The sequence below is a fragment of the Oscillatoria sp. CS-180 genome, assembly GCF_028330965.1.
In the GTDB taxonomy this organism is placed as follows: Bacteria; Cyanobacteriota; Cyanobacteriia; order Phormidesmidales; family Phormidesmidaceae; genus Halomicronema.
Window position 1 is genome coordinate 33,678 of sequence record NZ_JAQMUB010000030.1, and the last position, 17,342, is coordinate 51,019.

The 17,342-nt window shown below is 49.7% G+C and carries 15 protein-coding genes; 5 read left to right on the forward strand and 10 right to left on the reverse strand.

The genetic code is table 11. The features are described 5' to 3' along the window. The first annotated feature begins 426 nt into the window (after window positions 1-426). Window positions 427-2,157 (forward strand): 2-succinyl-5-enolpyruvyl-6-hydroxy-3-cyclohexene-1-carboxylic-acid synthase, encoded by a 1,731-nt coding sequence (gene menD / locus PN498_RS06175; RefSeq protein ID WP_272061846.1) that lies wholly within the window; start codon window positions 427-429, stop codon window positions 2,155-2,157. Here the strand turns inward: menD and PN498_RS06180 are convergent. The 4 genes from PN498_RS06180 to PN498_RS06195 all read right to left on the reverse strand — a co-directional run bounded on the left by PN498_RS06180 (window position 2,154) and on the right by PN498_RS06195 (window position 6,227). Next, complete coding sequence (locus PN498_RS06180) at window positions 2,154-3,461, reverse strand: aminopeptidase P N-terminal domain-containing protein (protein ID WP_272061847.1); 1,308 nt, start codon at window positions 3,459-3,461, stop codon at window positions 2,154-2,156. The genes menD and PN498_RS06180 overlap by 4 nt on opposite strands. Window positions 3,462-3,827: 366 nt before the next feature. Beyond that, window positions 3,828-4,616 (reverse strand): MBL fold metallo-hydrolase, encoded by a 789-nt coding sequence (locus tag PN498_RS06185; RefSeq protein WP_272061848.1) that lies wholly within the window; start codon window positions 4,614-4,616, stop codon window positions 3,828-3,830. A gap of 380 nt (window positions 4,617-4,996) precedes the next feature. Next, window positions 4,997-5,374, reverse strand: a complete 378-nt coding sequence (locus PN498_RS06190) for a hypothetical protein (RefSeq protein WP_272061849.1) — start codon at window positions 5,372-5,374, stop codon at window positions 4,997-4,999. A 148-nt stretch (window positions 5,375-5,522) separates the two neighbouring features. Further along, window positions 5,523-6,227 carry an SH3 domain-containing protein gene (locus PN498_RS06195; protein WP_272061850.1) on the reverse strand — a complete coding sequence of 235 codons (705 nt, stop codon included), beginning with the start codon at window positions 6,225-6,227 and terminating at the stop codon, window positions 5,523-5,525. A gap of 150 nt (window positions 6,228-6,377) precedes the next feature. On the opposite strand from PN498_RS06195, the gene PN498_RS06200 reads away from it, so the two are divergent. Next, window positions 6,378-7,133, forward strand: coding sequence for a HEAT repeat domain-containing protein (locus tag PN498_RS06200; RefSeq protein ID WP_272061851.1), 756 nt, complete (start codon window positions 6,378-6,380; stop codon window positions 7,131-7,133). A gap of 68 nt (window positions 7,134-7,201) precedes the next feature. Here the strand turns inward: PN498_RS06200 and PN498_RS06205 are convergent, their stop codons facing one another. Next, window positions 7,202-7,930 carry a lipase family protein gene (locus PN498_RS06205; RefSeq protein ID WP_272061852.1) on the reverse strand — a complete coding sequence of 243 codons (729 nt, stop codon included), beginning with the start codon at window positions 7,928-7,930 and terminating at the stop codon, window positions 7,202-7,204. Window positions 7,931-8,197: 267 nt separating this feature from the next. Between PN498_RS06205 and PN498_RS06210 the strand changes: the two genes are divergently transcribed. Then, the gene (locus PN498_RS06210) at window positions 8,198-9,286 is read left to right on the forward strand and encodes a glycosyltransferase family 4 protein (RefSeq protein WP_272061853.1); all 1,089 of its coding nucleotides are present in this window, start codon (window positions 8,198-8,200) and stop codon (window positions 9,284-9,286) included. A gap of 6 nt (window positions 9,287-9,292) precedes the next feature. On the opposite strand, the gene PN498_RS06215 is transcribed toward PN498_RS06210, so the two are convergent. From PN498_RS06215 to PN498_RS06230, 4 genes are all read right to left on the reverse strand, one after another. Beyond that, window positions 9,293-9,649, reverse strand: a complete 357-nt coding sequence (locus tag PN498_RS06215; RefSeq protein ID WP_272061854.1) for a hypothetical protein — start codon at window positions 9,647-9,649, stop codon at window positions 9,293-9,295. Between the two features lie 188 nt (window positions 9,650-9,837). Then, window positions 9,838-10,812: an AEC family transporter gene (locus tag PN498_RS06220; protein WP_442951405.1), complete on the reverse strand. Its 975-nt coding sequence runs from the start codon at window positions 10,810-10,812 to the stop codon at window positions 9,838-9,840. Window positions 10,813-11,158: 346 nt separating this feature from the next. Continuing rightward, window positions 11,159-11,521, reverse strand: coding sequence for a hypothetical protein (locus PN498_RS06225; protein ID WP_272061856.1), 363 nt, complete (start codon window positions 11,519-11,521; stop codon window positions 11,159-11,161). 175 nt (window positions 11,522-11,696) lie between these two features. Beyond that, complete coding sequence (locus tag PN498_RS06230; protein WP_272061857.1) at window positions 11,697-13,412, reverse strand: ABC1 kinase family protein; 1,716 nt, start codon at window positions 13,410-13,412, stop codon at window positions 11,697-11,699. A 333-nt stretch (window positions 13,413-13,745) separates the two neighbouring features. Between PN498_RS06230 and PN498_RS06235 the strand changes: the two genes are divergently transcribed. Continuing rightward, on the forward strand, window positions 13,746-14,531 hold the full coding sequence (locus tag PN498_RS06235) for an ABC transporter permease (RefSeq protein ID WP_334312226.1): 786 nt from the start codon (window positions 13,746-13,748) through the stop codon (window positions 14,529-14,531). Window positions 14,532-14,768: 237 nt separating this feature from the next. Then, complete coding sequence (locus PN498_RS06240) at window positions 14,769-15,104, forward strand: DUF4058 family protein (RefSeq protein ID WP_272061858.1); 336 nt, start codon at window positions 14,769-14,771, stop codon at window positions 15,102-15,104. A gap of 48 nt (window positions 15,105-15,152) precedes the next feature. Here the strand turns inward: PN498_RS06240 and PN498_RS06245 are convergent, their stop codons facing one another. Then, window positions 15,153-17,060, reverse strand: a complete 1,908-nt coding sequence (locus PN498_RS06245) for a hypothetical protein (protein WP_272061859.1) — start codon at window positions 17,058-17,060, stop codon at window positions 15,153-15,155. Window positions 17,061-17,342 lie beyond the last annotated feature (282 nt).

Consider the following 17,342-nt stretch of genomic DNA (forward strand, 5'->3'; position numbering starts at 1 on the left):
GTCTTTGTAAAGGTACGCCCATCCATATGTCTTTGCGTAAAGCCTTATCAATATTTCTCTGACGAGAGCTAGGCTTCTCAATGGGCTTCCTAGTCTAGAAACGTGCTCGTTCATCTCTAACTTTGCAGGACATATTGACACCTAGTAAATATAGGAGACTAGCCATGAAACAGACCCACACCCTATCTCCATCTACCAAAGTTGAGCCTCTCGTCGGATCGGTGTTTCGCGATTCGGCGGTAGCTACTTTCAGCTTTCTCGCGATCGTGTTTCTCATTTGTCTATGAGAGAGATTTCGTCTATGAGAGAGATTTCGTCTATGAGAGAGATGAAGTTAACGCAGAACAACGCACGCTTTAACTGAGAACAGGACTCTTACCTTTGTCAAACTCTGGCATAGTGGGAAGAGACTTGTTCCCTTGCCTAATGCTGGACTTCAGAAATACAAACACTGTTTGGGCATCCGTTTTCGTAGAAACCCTTGCCCGCTTGGGCGTCACTACAGTCGTTATTTCACCAGGCTCCCGCTCGACCCCCCTCACATTTGCTTTCATCGATCACCCTAAATTCACTGCAATTCCAATTCTGGATGAGCGATCAGCAGGCTTTTTCGCATTGGGGGTGGCAAAAGCTAGTGGCCAAGTCACTGTTCTGGTATGCACTTCAGGAAGTGCTGGTGCGAACTATTTCCCGGCGGTGATTGAGGCTTATGAGAGTGAAGTACCTTTGCTGGTACTCACTGCCGATCGCCCTTATGAGCTAAGAGACTGTGCCTCAGGGCAAACCATCGACCAGCAAAGGCTTTTCGGACGATATGTGCGAGGTTATGCCGATATTGCTCTGCCCGAAAGCTCTCTCGACCAGTTGAGATATTTGAGGCAGACTGTCCTGCAAGCCTGGCATCAATGTCAATTTCCTGGTTTGGGTCCGGTTCATCTGAACTGCCCTTTTCGTGATCCCTTGGCACCCATCCCATCGGCTTTAGCTGACCCTCTAATTCAGCAGATGGACGATCACTTTTTTGAGCATCTTGATCTGATGGCCGTTAGGGGAGCCCCGACCTTCGCAACAGAATCGGTTCCATCCAAGCTGGGGCAAACCAGCCGGGGGCTAATCATTGCTGGACCAGTACAGCCCCAAAAGCCTAAGCGCTATTGTGAGGCGATCGCTACGCTTTCTCAATTGCTAGGCTGGCCTGTGTTGGCAGACGGATTGTCCCCTTTACGGAATTACGCCCGTCTCAATCCCAGCCTGATCACGACTTATGATTTGCTGTTACGCCATCCCCATCAGACAGGGGCACTTGTGCCGGAACAGGTGATTCAGCTGGGAGCACTGCCAACCAGTAAAGTACTGCGTCAATGGCTCAAGCAGATTGATCCGCTGCGTTGGATTGTCGACACCAGTGGACGGAACAAAGATCCAGTACACGGGACCACGATTTTCTTGGGGATCTCGCTGGAAGCCCTCATTGCCCATATTCCACCTCGTGAAAGGAACGATTCGTCCTATTGTCAGATGTGGGTGGAGCGCGATGATAACGCTCGTCAGCAACTTACACAGTCCTTAGAGCCTTTGGAATACCTTTTTGAAGGAAAGCTGAGCTGGCTGCTGCCCACGCTGTTGCCCGCCAACACCCCATTGATGATTGCCAACAGCACCCCTGTACGAGACGTTGAGTGGTTCTGGTCTGTGAATGACAAGGGCATCCAACCCTACTTCAGTCGAGGAGCAAACGGCATTGAAGGAACCCTTTCTACCGCTCTGGGAATTGCTCACCATCATCAAAAAGCAGTGTTGTTAACGGGCGATTTAGCCCTGCTCCATGACAGCAATGGCTTTCTCAACGTGGCTCAACGAAGCGGTCACTTGACGATTTTGCTGATCAACAATCGGGGTGGCGGCATTTTCGAATCACTGCCGATCGCTCAGTTCGATCCCCCCTTTGAAACCTTTTTTGCCACCCCGCAGCACATCGATTTTTCGTTACTCGCGGCGGCCCACGGTGTGACCCATGAGACCATTGACTCCTGGGCGTCATTAAAGACCGCCCTGGCAGAGTTGCCGTCGTCAGGGGTGCGCCTGCTAGAACTAAAGTGCGATCGCAAAGCCGATACTCAGTTTCGCTCAGCGCTATTGCAGTCGGCTGGTGCCTAGCTTTCCATGTCAGCGAGGGATTTGGGTACGCCCGCCGTCAAAACTTCCTGTCCCAAATCTGTAACGAGCACGTCGTCTTCAATGCGAACGCCAATACCGCGCCAGCGCTCATCCACTTGAGGTTGTCCTTCTTCGGGTTCGTAATCAGGCGTGATGTAAATTCCCGGCTCTACCGTGACGACATTGCCCACCTCGAAGGGTTTCCAGGTCTTATCAGGATTACGCAAAACACCCGTATCGTGGACATCCAAACCTAAGAAGTGACCCGTGCCATGCATAAAGAATGCCTTGTGCTTTTTCTCTTCAATCAGCGTATCGATGTCGCCCGTTAGCAAACCTAATTCAACTAATCCTTCGGTAATCGTGCGAACAGCTGCATCATGAAATGCATTGAAAGGATTACCAGGTTTGACTTCTGCGATCGCTTTCAGTTGAGCATCCAGCACCAGTTCGTAAATGATTCGCTGCTCTTCGGAAAATTTTCCGGCAACTGGAAAAGTTCGAGTAATATCTGCGTTGTAGTAGTCAATGCTGCCGCCAGCATCAATAAGCAGCAGGTCCCCCGCCTGCATTTGACGGTTATTCTCAACGTAGTGGAGGATGCACGCATTGTCGCCGGAGGCCACAATGGATGGATAAGCCGTTCCGCCTCCGGCCAGCTGAAACAGATATTCCATCTCAGCCTGAATTTCATATTCGTATCGTCCGGGTTGAGCGATCTCCCGCGCATGATTGTGAGCTTTGACGGACACTGCTACAGCCTTGCGGATCAACTCAATCTCTTCGGGGCCCTTAATGCGGCGCATTCCCTGCACCAGCAGACGACCATCCTCGATCGCAGTGGGACCCGTGCCACGCTTAACATAAGACGCTAATAGCCGCCGCCAATGCGTGATGATTTTACCGTTGAGGGCTTCATCATGACCAAAGTGATAGTAGAGGCGATCGCCCCCCTTCAAATACCCAGGCAGTTTCTCATCTAGTTCGTTAATCGGAAAAACTTCGTCTGCGCCTAGCGTTTCTTTCGCTACGTCAACTCCGAGCCGACGCCCGGACCAAATCTCCTGCTCTTTATCCTTGGGTCGCACAAATAGGACGAACTTGTGTTCCTCGTGGTGAGGAGCTAACACCGCGATCGCCCCCGGTTCGTTGAACCCCGTCAGATAATAAAAATCGCTATCCTGTCGGAAATTATGCTCTACATCGTTGTGCATAACGGCCATCGGTGCACTGGCAAAAATAGCCGTTCCTTCACCGATGAGTGACATGAGAGTTTGGCGTCGCTTTTGATAGATCGTTTGCATCTGATTGAAAGGGTTAAAAGAGAGGAGCAAATAAGAGCGATCAGGAGTAACGGTCGTCGAATCGATAGCTTAAAAGTTCCGACGCAGAATGAGACGAAAGCACGACAGAGATCTAGCCTTTGACCTTTGAGGTCAATTCTCAAATTCTGGTATCTGGTACTCAGCGGCTATATCAACCGCCATTGGAGCTTAGGAACCAGCACCTATGCAGGGATTTACTTCGCATTCTGATTCAGTCATAGGCAACCTGCTCAAAATTGGGAACTTGGGGGATTTCTGAAAATAAAAATATCCGGCTGCGGTGCATTACGTTAGCCAATGTCACCCTATCAGCGGTCAATTCTTTCCTGGAGATCCCCTTAAGACTCATCCATCCCCTAACGAATAGGTCAATAGTTGAACAATCATGCCATCTCCACCGGGGAGGTTATCTGTGCTCAGGGTAACGGAATTACCATCAGCTTGGCGCGTTGGTGTATTTTGCATAAGTTCCATGAAAGGCTGAAGTCCTTCAATATCACAGGTTTCGGGATCAGCCGCAGAGGTGAGGTAGTGAGTAGGAATAACGATGCGCGGATTCAACGCCCGAATAGCCGCGATCGCCTCTTCTGCGTTGTATGCTTTGGGACCGCCACCGACGGGGACCAACATGACGTCAGGACGACCTAATTGAATCTGGGCCTCGACCGAGATGGGAGAAGCCGCACCCCCCATGTGGACAATATTGAGCCCACCTTGCTCCCAACGCCAGATCAGGTTTTTCCCAAAGCGGCGTCCTCCTCTGCGATCGTGATCGACTTCAACGGATCGCATACGAATAGGAGACAGTTCGTATTCTCCTTGCTCCGTCAAGATAGGAGGATTACCCGGTAGACCTTCTAAATTTCCGCCTTCGTCGAAAAGTCGACTGCTGATGAGCACAACGTCAGCCGATACCGTAGGCTCAGCAAAACCAGCCGTACAGCCTATGGCCTGAAAAGGATTTACTAGAATCCGCCGACCGTCACCTTCGAACAAAAAACACGTATGCCCTAGCCACTGTAGAGTCACCCCAGAAGACTGAGCCTGAGCAGTTCGCCAAGTTGAGGTAACGCCTAATCCTAAAGCGGTGATAAAACCTGCGCCTAATTGCTGTACAAACCGTCTACGTTGCATTTTTTGTCCCCACTTCCCTTCACACCGGACTTATCCAACCAAGCTTGGTTTTCGCCCCTTAGTTTCCCCTTTCAGGAGAGATTAAAGTTTAGACATTCCCAAGATTGAAAACTTGATGGAGCTAAGCGTATAAGCCCTTTTACAGTAACTATAAATTGCCGCTGGCGTAATTATCCTATCGCCTTGCAGCTATCTTCGTGGGCAGTAGCTGTTGATTACTCCTGCGTGGATAAAAAGCAAACTCCCAACTTTCCGCAATTATTAGCCTGCGAAAAGCTGGGAGTTTAAGGCTGGTTATGGTTATCTCTAAAGAATGAAACCAGGATCTGTAGTTTCTAAAGAAATAGTCCTTGAAGACCTACTTGAGACCTGAGCTACTCCTAGAAGCCATGATCTGAATCGGTCCATGCTTCACAGATCTCGGTATAGCAGGTCACCATGACAACTTCTACGACAAAGTCTCCCTCATAAGGCGCTGTCACAATCGGGTTAGAATCCACCAAAGTATCCGACTCTATGAGCTCATTAGTGTAAGCATCGTAGAGATAAATATCGAGGTCGTCACAATCAGCATCACAGCTAGCGAAGATATTTTCGTCAGCCAAGAAAAACCCTTCGTAAATCGCTGTCTCACCGCTAGATAGAAAATCAGCACGAGAACTATCGTAACTATCAGCATTTGCGACAGGAGCGGAAAGCATAATTGCACTGCCGCCAAGACCAAAGGCCATTAGTCCTCGCAAAAAACGGTTGAACATTGAATACCTACCTTATGTTGTTGTGGAGATTCGTGTAGCACACTACATTAGATTTCCCATCGAGCGTACGGGTAACACTCCGTCAGGCAAATTCAGTAATAGCACCGAAAAGTCTTACCACAAAAACCTGGGACCAACGGCTAATCACTTAAGGGCAGGTGCTAGTAGGATTGCTGCACTGTTCGCCAACGGAAAGCCAACCGATCGCCGATTCAGACTGTACTTCCAGCCAGTCTCCCGAGCAATCCAGCAGCGATACCTCTGAAAATTTAGGAACTTCTGCTTTAACACCCGAGAACCCATCAGGCGCCTCATACAGCTTAGCGGGAGCATCTGGATTATCGAGACTAATGCTGGTTGTGGTCACCCCTAGATGAGGTGCGTAAACCCATCCTGGTTGGTCAAGTTCTTGTTGACTAGCACTTTGAGCCTCATTGATTAGGAACCATCCATCCGTTGTCCCAACAATTGAGACTTCCACAGGCTCAGTGGTTGGCAAAACATCCAGCACTGCAAAATCAGTGCCAGGTCCATTACGAACATTCAGACCCGCAGGATCCGGATCAGTGACAAAGGCCCGTGCTGAACAAGACTGTGCGATCGCGGCGGGAGACGGAGAGGCCGTCGTTTGCGGATCCTCAGTGGGTGTCGCCTCGGCTGCATCCGATTCGGGATCAGGGAGGGCTGTCTCTTGAGGTGCGTCTGTGCCTGTTGCGGTTTCAGCCGGTTCGGCGGACGTCTCTGTCGTCTCGCTAGTAGACACGTCAGGTGTTGTGGCTGACTGACAAGCAGTGAACAAGGCAACACTGGCGATCGCGCTCAAGCGAACAAGTCTGTCTAATCTCAAAACCATGTTTCTGCGTCCAGAGGAAGTGGCTTTAGTGAAGCAAACTTTTGGAGAATATTGCCAAAAAATGACAGTTTTTTAAGGCTCATCGCAACAAGCCCCAACAGCACAATCATAAGACTCGATTGCAGGAAAGCAGTACTGTAAAGTGTGGATATGTATGATGAAGATGATCTAAAAATTGTTGATCCAGACATCGAATTTGATGATCCACTGGATCACATTGCCCCTCCCGGTGAAGCCGGGGAGGAACCTCAGTATGACCCTGAGGAAATGTTGTCTTTGCTAAATTCTTCGTCAGCGCAGCAGCGCATGATGGCGGCACGAGCATTTTGTGAGCTGGAAGAACCCCGTGCTGTTTCCCGTCTTGTGGAGTTATTGAAAGACAGCTGTCCTCTAGTCCGAGTGAGTGCGGCTTATGCTTTGGGGCGAAATTGCACTCAAGAGGCGATCGCTCCTCTGATCCAACAGCTGAGTGATTGGAACGGCTATGTCCGTAAAGGCATTGTTTGGGCTTTGGGTAATAGCCATACTCCTGAGGCTTTGGAACCTCTCATAGATGCCCTCAGAACGGATATTCCTGCGGTCCGGCTCTGGGCAGCCAGTGCTTTAGCGCAAATGACAAAGGTCAACTACGAGACGGTGGTTGCTGCCCTTCCTCCCATCATTGAAGTCATGCGTCGCGATCCCATTGCGGCAGTCCGCAGCAACTGCGCCTGGGCCATTGGGGAACTCTGTCGAGAATTGCCTTCCAACGTGGTGTATGCAACGGCGATCGATGCCCTCATTGAAACGTTTGCCGAAGACGATGATCTAGGCGTACGGGAAGATGCTCGCACAGCCATTTTGAATGTGGGCGATCCAAGAGGACTGCAAATTATTGAGGAGCTTGAGCAAGACGGTTGGTTTTAGCGACCTACCTGCGGAATCTGACTAGAAGTAAGGGGTTGCCTACAGCTTTGCATTACCACAACTCCTGATCAATCAGGTGCGGCGACTTTTGCCTCTAGGGCTGCAACGTAGTTGCCAATGTAGTGATCCCGTACCCGTCGACTGACAAGCTGCCAGGTCAATAGGGTGCCTAGACGATGTAGTTCGGGGACGTGTTCAAATCCCTGCCATAGCCTGGGTACGCGGGTCACAACATCCCAGCCATAGACAAAGCGATGGCTGTCGGGAACTCGCTGACGAAAGGAGTTAACCAGGGCTGAGTTGCCGACACGAGGCGCACCGAAGGTATGAAGGGAAATGGGTTGCTCGGTGTGCTGAGTGATGTTGTATTGAATATCCAAAGCGGCGATGGTGGCGATCGCACCCCCCAGACTATGCCCCGTAACGGTCACTGCACAATCAGGAAATTCGTTGACCACTTTGAGCACGCGATCGCGAACAGCAAAGTATGCCGTCATAAATCCTTGATGAAACCGGACATCTGTCGTTGTTTCATCACCATAGGGATAAATTTTTTTGCGGAATTGAAAATTGTTGATCCAATCAGTTCCCTTTTCTGTTCCCCGGAAGACAATATACAAGTCTTTACTATCTACTTTGTGGAGAACAGCTGCCTGAGTATCGGTCTGGCCTTCATCTTGACTTTCAATCAAGGTGGCATCAACCCCAGGTAGACTCTCAAATTTAAGAATCGCAAACTCTTTGTATATTTCCTGACTTAAGCGGGCGCAGGTCAAAGCAACTGTAGTGTCCAGCATGGGTCATCTCGCGTGTGGTTGTCAGCACGACCAATCGAACTCAATTGATGAGTTGTACATCCATCTACAATAAGTCGCTCGATTTTCTCGGAATCATTTGTAAAAACTATTAATAAGTTCGGATCAACCCATTAATTGTGCTCAAAAAGTTGTGATTGCCTCTGATGAGGTCACTGGGTGATCTGGGAAAACTGGTGGTATCCGTGAAAACCATGATCTCTGCTGCACCTTAACCCTAGGAACTGTCTGACACTAAGAGGAAACCTCATGCGAGTTGCATTTGTCTTGCCTGGGCTTCATAAAGTTACCCGTGGGGCTGAAGTAGCCTTCGAAGCGATCGCCCACGAACTTTCTCAATTTGAAGATACCGAAGTCACCCTAATCGGTTCTGGAAAACCGATTGAGACAAGTGCCTATGACTTTCAGCATGTAAGCAGCACGCCTAGAGAAAAATTTGAGAGCTGGCCCAAGTTTCCCGTCTTTCGGGAGGTATATGTTTACGAAGAATTGTCCTTTGTTCGTCACCTGCCCAAGGTCTATCAACCGGACCACTTCGATGTCACCGTTACTTGCAGCTATCCCTTTATCAACTGGTTTTTGCGATGGCAGGGGGGGCGCAAACGTCCTCCCCATGTGTTCGTGACACAAAATAGCGATCATCCCGCGATCGCCTCACAATCTGAGTACCGTTTCTTCTCCTGTGAGGGATTGGTTTGCACCAACTTCGAATACTTTGAGCGCAACAAAGCTACCTGGAATTGTGCGTTGATTACAAATGGAGTAAATCCTGAGCGGTTTTATCCCCAAGAGGTCGACCGTACTCAGTTCGGCTTACCCAAAGATGCTCCAGTCGCGCTCATGGTTTGTGCTCTGATGCCCTCTAAGCGAGCGATTGAGGGCATCAAGGCTGCGGCTCAAATCCCTGACTTGCATTTGGTGCTCTGTGGTGACGGCCCAGAGCGCGATACGGTCCGTCAGCTCGGGGAGCAGCTAATGGGCGATCGCTTCCATCCGAAGAAGCTGCCTTTTGAGCAGATGCCCGATATTTATCGAGCTGCTGATATGTTCATGCACTTCAGTCTGGATGAGCCTTTCGGCAATGTCTATTTGGAGGCACTAGCGACTGGATTGCCCATTGTTGCCCATGATCGAGAGGTCACACGCTGGATTGTTGAGGATAATGCCGTGTTGGTCGATTCCACCAGCACCGAGGCCATTGCAGCGGGAATTCAAAAAGCTTTGGCGTTAAAGGATGCTGATTCAGTTGCCGCCCGTCTAGCCCTTATTGAAAAGCGCTTTACTTGGAAAGCAATTGGGCAGCAGTATTACGACTTTTTGCATAAGGTTGTTCAATAGGCTGGCTTAGATTTGCGGGTCTGTGGTGTCCTTTGGGCTGTCGTCAGCAGAATAAGAATAGTCGGAGTTAGGCATATCCTCTGCCAGAGGACGAGGTAGAGGTTCTAGAGGACGGCCTTCAATGACCTTTTCGCCAGATAATTTCCGTGACACACCAATAATTATCCCTCCAACGATTGGGATAGCAGGCATGACAATGAGCCAGGCAACCGAAGGGGCTTCAGGACCGCTGGCAGCCGTAGCTTGAGAAGAACTCGAATAGCTCGGTTGAGCGATGGCTGCCCCTACGGCTATCCCCGCTAACAGTAAAAGAGTACCGACAGAAAAGCGATATCGCCCAAATCGGATCAAAGATCGGCACATTTTTACCGGTTTATAGAAGAGAGATGAGGGCGATCGCCGCACTGGTTTCTTTGTCCAAAAGTTCACCATCAAATACCGTGTTTTAGCAATGTGTGAGGAATCTTTTCCAGTTTAGATCTATGCGTTTTGGCAGGTTGTTTACAGTCTTGTTTGTGCGATTTGGGGGAGTGGGGAGTTGATATGGCACCTCAAACGGGGAAACTCCACAACCAGAGTGGTAGGGTGAGCAAGAGCATGACAGAGCTAACCCCGATACAGGTCACAGATAACTCACGGTCTAGGTTGAACGTTTCTGCAAGAACCAGGGTGGCAAATGCTGAGGGCATACCAGCCTGCAAGACGATGACTAACCGTGGTGCACCTGTGATGCCAAAAACGGTTAGTAGCAGACCAACCAATAAAGGAGCGATCGCCATACGAATGATAGTTGAGGCGATCGCCGGCAGTATCTGTCCCCATGAACGAAGCTGTTGCAGTCGTATTCCCATCAATATCAAAGAGAGCGTAACCATCGACCACGCAAAACCCTGTAGTCCTGAATCCAGCCAGTTTGGTAAGGGAACGGGGCGTAGGGCTAAACCCATTAAAAATGCAGGAAGAGTGGGTGCTTTGAAGAAGGCGACGAGACTCTGCTGCCAAGGTGAAATACTTTTTGTTAAGGCATTGCTTCGGCTGTAGTGAGCGCCGATGATCACGCCTAGTCCGTAGGCTGCAAATAAGGTGCCTAGCAAATCATAAAAGATGGCCCAACCGAAGTAGGGTGTCCCTAACTGTGGCAGTAATAGCACAACGGGATACCCAATATATCCGGTATTGCCAACCATCGTGGAGATTAAGAACGTGCCTCGGGTGGTGGCCGTCCACGTCCGAAACAAGAGCTGTAGGCAGCACCAAGCTAGAAACAGGGATGCAGCAAAAGCAACCCAAGCCATGAGCGGCGAAATTAGCACCCGACCCGAGAGATCAACTTGCCGCAAAAAGTGGATCAAGCTGCCTGGAACACCAATCCAAAAGAGAAACTTGCCGAGGTAGGCGGGGACCTGATGCTGTAGAGGTCGGTTAGAAAGGTGCTGAACTTGGGGTAGCCCTAGCAAAATGCCAATGAGGATGCCGATTAATATGCTGCCGCATAGTGGCAGATAGATTTGAGCCAAAACCCACACGAATCCCCCAGAAGTAAAGTTTTTGCCGCGAAGGTAAGGACCGCCACTCTCATGGAGGTCGTTCAACTAGAACTGATCCCTTTGAAGAAGAATGTGAATGCTCTGTAGCAGTTCACATTCAAACCGGGACAGGATTGATATGACCAAGCCAGCCAACTCATCTCAACCGAATCTGAGATGGATGCGGTCCACAATAGGTCGAAATTTCGCGAAGTTTCGAAGGGTTTAGAGCAAGAAGACTCGTAGAATAGGTCCCTTGATCTCTAGAAGCAGTGTAGGATGGACGTCTTTGTGTGTCGATAGATAGCCTATATCAAATTCAAAGATGGTTTCTATCTATGGGGGACTAGAAACCATCTAGGTCTAAAGCTTTAGAACCACCTTGCTGAATCTGAGCCAAAATGACTCCTAATTGACGCCATACCAGCCAAGCCATCAGCCCAGTTAGGACGGCAGCCATAGCATAGGCAACCTTGGCGGAAAATCCGAAAAATTGAATTCCTGATGCAAGTGAGACACAAACACCGATACAAATTCCAGTGTAAGAAACCTGTAAAGACGCCCCTCGAATATCTTCCAGGGAACTGGCTGTTGGATCCTTCGCCCAATCTCGGGTTGCCTGCTGCAGGGATGCACTGAAGGCGGATCCTGCCGAGATCGCCGCTAGAAAACCGGCAAGCATCAAAACATACGGTGGTTGTGGATACACAGAAACCTCTTAATGATGATAAAACGATGCGGAGAATGTATGGCTTTAGCCATCTAGGTCTTTGCAACAAATAGTATCCGGGTGCTTAGTGCATAGCCCGATGGCTCGCCGTCTTGTCCCAACGGAACGGCGACGGCTGTCAAATCTCAATCATTATATCGGTCGTTGCGATCGCTCAAGAAGACTGTGCCGACTGAAAGCTATCAGCGAAGGCTGCGACTGGAGGAATGAGTCCCGCTGCCCGTTCAACTGACGTTTGCAGCAGTACATCCCAAGCAACTCCCAGAACTTTAGAGGGAGTTACGTCATCTTTCACCAGATTCCACAACTTTTGCACCTCTTCAGTATGGAGGCGATCATCCTCAGTTATTGCCAAAATGAGGCGATTGCGAATATAACGTCCATCTTCCGACATCAAAAACTGGATACCCAAGCTGGCCGTTGGCAAGATATCGAACTGCTCATCGTTACGAGCAATTCGCAGCAGGTTCTCAAGTCGCTGCCACTGGAACTTGCCATCTTTGAAAAGAATTTCCAGCAATCGTCTGCGCAAAGAGGGCGTTTCGCCCCGCAAAAGTCGTCGTGCCACATAGGGATAGGCAATATCGACAATCTTGAAATCTGGATTGAGGCTGAGGGCAACCCCTTCTTGCGTGACGAGCGATCGAATGATAAGCGCAAATTTAGCAGGGACTCGGAAGGGATATTCGTACATCAACTCCGAGAAGCGATCTGTGATGGTTTTGAAGTTAAAGTCTCTGACTTTAGCACCCAAGGCATCGCCTAAAACCATTTCCAAAGCCGGAATAATTGGGCGAATGTCAGTTTCAGGAGTCAAAAAGCCTAATTTGACAAAATCTGCTGCTAGATGCTCATAGTCTTGATTGAGCAAATGGACAACGGCATCCACCAGTGTTTCCTTCGTCTCTTGACTGAGCTGATCCATCATGCCGAAGTCGATGTAGGCCATGCGACCATCCGCCATAGCAAACAGGTTACCCGGATGAGGATCGGCGTGGAAAAAGCCATGCTCCAAAAGCTGCTGTAGACCAGAAGTCACGCCTGCCTCAATCAGCTTGTCGGTATCTAACGAAGCAGCTTGAATACTAGCAATATCTGTAAGCTTGAAGCCGTTAATCCATTCCAATGTCAAGATTTTGCCGCTACAGTAGCGCCAGAAAATGCGCGGCACCTTGACGGTAGGATCATCCTGGAAGTTGGCAGCGAACAACTCAGCATTACGCCCTTCATTCAGGTAGTCAATTTCTTCGAAAAGTTTGCTCCCAAATTCATCCACAATCATGCTCAGGTCGTGCCCCAAGTTGAGTGGCAAAAACGGCCCCAAGAGCTTGGCTGCAAATCGCATGATGAAGAGGTCACAGGTAAGAACAGGGATCAAATTAGGCCGCTGCACCTTGATGGCGACCGCTTCGCCACTATGGAGTTGTCCCTGGTAAACCTGGCCTAAACTGGCTGCAGCAACAGGTTCAGAAGAAATTTGCTTGAAAATCTCATCGGCTGAGTAGCCTAGTTCAGCTTCTAGGATCGCCATCGCCAGTGTCGTCGGAAAAGGCGGCAGCTGATCCTGTAGTTTTGTTAGTTCTTCTAAAAAATCTTTTCGAATCAGGTCAGGACGAGTGGAGAGAGCCTGACCTACCTTGATAAAGGTTGGGCCTAAGCGAGTCAACAGTTGCCGGAGCTGAATAGCCCGTTTTTCCAGATTACGTTCTTCGCGATTAAACCAACGATCGCTTTGCAACCCCAGCGCAAATGCACCTACCCACCAAAATATTTGGAGCGATCGCCATAAAACTTTCCAAGGTCGCCGACTGTAAAATCTCGCAATAACAGTTGGGTCATAAACTCTAGACTCAAACAACAAAGTCTGCATCGCGAAACTCCTCACAACCAGCTGCAACACACAAGCTCTCAGGACAATCCTTCGAGGAGCGCATCAAGAAACCGCTAGTCATCCAAATTTGAACTAATCCCTAGATTTGTTTATCTAGCGTGTAAAGAAAAGGATGCGTATTTCAGCGCTCTTAACAATAGTATAGATAACTACAGTTAATCCCTGTCGTTCTTAAGAACTTGTTAAGCAACATTAATTTATGCTGGACCATTGACTCAAGTCAATGAAACATTAGGCTTTTGCGAGATAAAAATCAATGCACCGGTTAATCTGCTATTCATATTTATCGCTTATTGAACCTGGAAAACTGATGTGGAATGGGTTGACATGATTGAACTAGGGGTATTGCAGCTAGTTTTGTCTTTGGGGTTAGTCGTAGGGGCGATCGCCCTAGTTCGCTGGCAAAACCTTGGCATGGAGCTGACGCTCTTGAATGCGACTTGGCGAACACTCTTTCAGCTGTTTGCCGTGGGTTATCTGCTGGGAATTGTCTTTGCTTGGCGCGATCCGCTCAGCGTCATTGCCGTCCTAATGTTTATGCTCTCGGTGGCAGCTGTGGTCGCCCGCAACCGAATCAGCAAGCGGATGTCCCGATTGCTGCCCATCCTGGCAGGTTCACTCTTGACCAGTACCGCCTTGACGATTGTCTTCACGACAGGTGTCGTTATTCGACCTGATGTATGGTACGAACCGCGCTATGTCATTCCTCTAACAGGAATCGTGCTGGGCAATGCTATGACTGCGGCAACGATCGCGGGCGATCGCCTTGTCACTAGCTTGAAACAGAACCGCATCGAGATTGAGACCCATCTCAGTCTGGGCGCAACGCCTGACCAAGCCATCCTGGCTTTTCGCAAGGAGGCCGTGAAAGCGGGTCTGATTCCAACCGTAAACGCCATGATGGTCGTTGGAATTGTAAAACTACCGGGCATCATTACGGGACAACTGCTGAGTGGTGCTGATCCCCTCAACGCAGCTTTTTACCAAATGCTCATCATGTTTATGCTGGCCTTTTCAGACCTATTGGCCTCGGTCCTCGTTACGATGGGCATCCAGAAACTCTTTTTCAATTCGGCAGCGCAGTTAGTTCGACAATAAAGATGTGAGAGTGTAAAGGTAAAGCAGCAGGAGTAAGGACGGAAAGGGAAAACCGAATGACTTTCTCCTTGCCCAAATTCGTTTTGGAGAATGGCAACATTCATGCCAAATGACTCCCTAGCACCGCTACGCGGAATTCAAAATTCAAAATTGGCAGACCACTAGTTTACTTGCCTAATTCTGGACCTCTATATAATTCTGGACCTCTACAATAGAGGGACCTGTTAACCGTGTCCCATGACTGGTAAGCCCAAATTTCCTGGGATGAATCCGTATCTTGAACATCCGGCTATTCAAGGTGGCCGCAGATCGGATTATCAAATTATGGTGAGTCGATCGCCCGAACGCCCCATTGCTGAACGCTATCCCTTCAATCTACAAGACTCCATTCCTGGCTTCTTTTTATCGCTGCAAGCTGGCGATGTAGAACCCGTTATTGATATAGGTCAAATCCTTCATCAGGCGTGCAAAGAAGCCGCGATCGATTTAGCGATCGACTATACTCAGCCTCCAACACCACTTCTGAGCGAAGTTCAGGCTGATTGGCTCAAAACATTGGCAAAGTCCAGCTGAATGTGCTGCCTCAAAGCTAGACAATTTTGAATTTCACATAGGGCGTGATCACTCCCTAGAAAAGCCGCCGTACTCGGGTCTGTACCGAGCGATAAATTGCCGATCAACATTGTAAAGAGAAATGGGCAGCTGTATCTGGTTGCCTAACTGCATGATGCTTTGAACAAGCTGGTGTGTCTCTGCAATAACAGAGTCACTGCGGGAGAGGCGACCCTGGGTCGAGGGCGGGGAAATTGATTGGCTGACAGCGCTATCGTACGGTTCGCGGAGAATAATTTCGATTTGTCTGGAACTGTAGGTATACGTGCAGATGCCAGCCGCGATCGGGCACAGGTTTTGCAAATCATCTTCAATGGTTTGTAGCGCGACGGCCTGCTTTAGTCTGGTCTGGGCCTGCTTTAAGGAATCCTGATAACTCCCAAGATGGCCTTGGGCTTCGCCGTAGCGAATCGTGTTTTTAGGAACCTGCCGCATTTGAGCATAGGCATCGCTCCAATGATTGACGGCTTGAGTCCACTGGTTGCGTCGTTCGGCAGCCTGTGCTTGAGCCGCATCAGCCAGGGCATCTTGATAAGCCCGTTCTCCGGCTTTTTCGAAGGTGGTACGGGTACGGGTTTGGATAAATTTGCTGCGATAGTCAGACCGTAGCGATCGCGCCTCCTCATGGGCCAATGATCCTTGGGGAATTAGACTTAGAGCCTGGGTTGCTCGGTCCCACTCGCGTTGAGCATTCAGCCAGTCTGTTAACGTCGCGGCATTTTCAGTATGAATTGTGGCAAGTTGAGCGGCTTGAACCGCTTTATTAAGATTAGCTTCTGCCTGTTCTTCGACTAATAGCCGCTGGCCGATAGCCTCACGATTGGCTTCATATTCTGCAAGTTTGAGTTGAGCAAACTCTGATAGCGGGCTGCTGTCTGGCACGCGGTTGAGGTGATTAATTGCCTTTTGCCAGAGCAAATGAACTTCGACCCAAACAGGAACAGGATGGGGCGGATCTTGGCTCTTCTCGGAAGCGGTCGTTGCATCTTTTTGAGCCGCAATAATCCACTCCAAATCGGAGAGTTGAGTTCGATAGCGCACCAGTTCGGCTTGAGCGGCATCGTAGTGAGGTGACCAGGGAGGAATCGCCGAAACTAGGCGAACGGCTTTTTGTACATCATCGTGGGCGCTCGCTACCTTCTCTGGAGTCGGATTGCCCTGCAACTGATTGAAGGTTTCTTGACTCAGGTCACTAGCGGTTTGTCGCCGCTCGCAGCTGCCGACTAGACAAGGCCGGGTTACGCTGTACGCGATCGCTCCGACTGTCAGCCCTGCAATCGCTAGTCCGCCGACTGATCGCCAAGGTAACTCTTGCCAATCGGCTGTGACTCGCCGCCATTTTGCCCTAATCTGAAGGGTGCTAATGAACTGCTGCCATTGTTGACTGAGCGGTTGCTGAACAGTCGTTGAGGTCTCAGGGATCTCTTCCTCAAACGGTGGAGGCGTCTCCTCTTCCATAGGATTAGACAGCAAAACGAGTGCCCCAGGAGCAACGTCCGTCTCGTCGCTGCCAGTTTCTGTGGGTTCGCCAATGGTGGGTGGATCAAATAAGTCTGAAACCGTGTCGGCAGGTTTCCAACCACAGCTGCGGGCGGCATAGGGGCTTGCCGTGCCTCGCTTCCTTAAGTACAGCCTGACAGGCAGTTCTCCCTCTGAATTTAAAAACTCCTCCAACAACTCGGTTTCCGTAAGTCCTTGACTCATGGATAGCGCCAAGGCTTTGAATCGGCGATCGCGCTCGGTGGCGGTGACGGCTGTTTGATTGTCCTCTGACAGCACCAACAATCGCCCTTGTTGAAACCGACAGCGAATGGTGGGGGGAGCATCGGGGGAAAGTTGAGCGATCGCGGTTTGAATCCGATGTTCTAACGCAGCGACAAACTGATCTAACGCGGCAAATGAGGATGAGGAAGTCATAACCCTAGAAATGAGCGGAACCCTGACACCTGTCTGACTCGCGTCCGCCCGAGTTGGCATCGCCCCAGAAAAAATCTAGAAGTCACCGAACTTAGCAAACAGCGCATCAATCGCCTCAACCGTCTCAGACAGAACAATGGAAAACCTCACGTTCAATCCAGTTGAGTGTCATCTAAAACGAAACAGTGCTGGTTATGGCATCGAAGTATAGCAAGGGTTTTTGGGTTTAGAACATCTCTTGAGACGTATCTCTCTGCCTTTAGGAATATGCGCTTCCTAGAT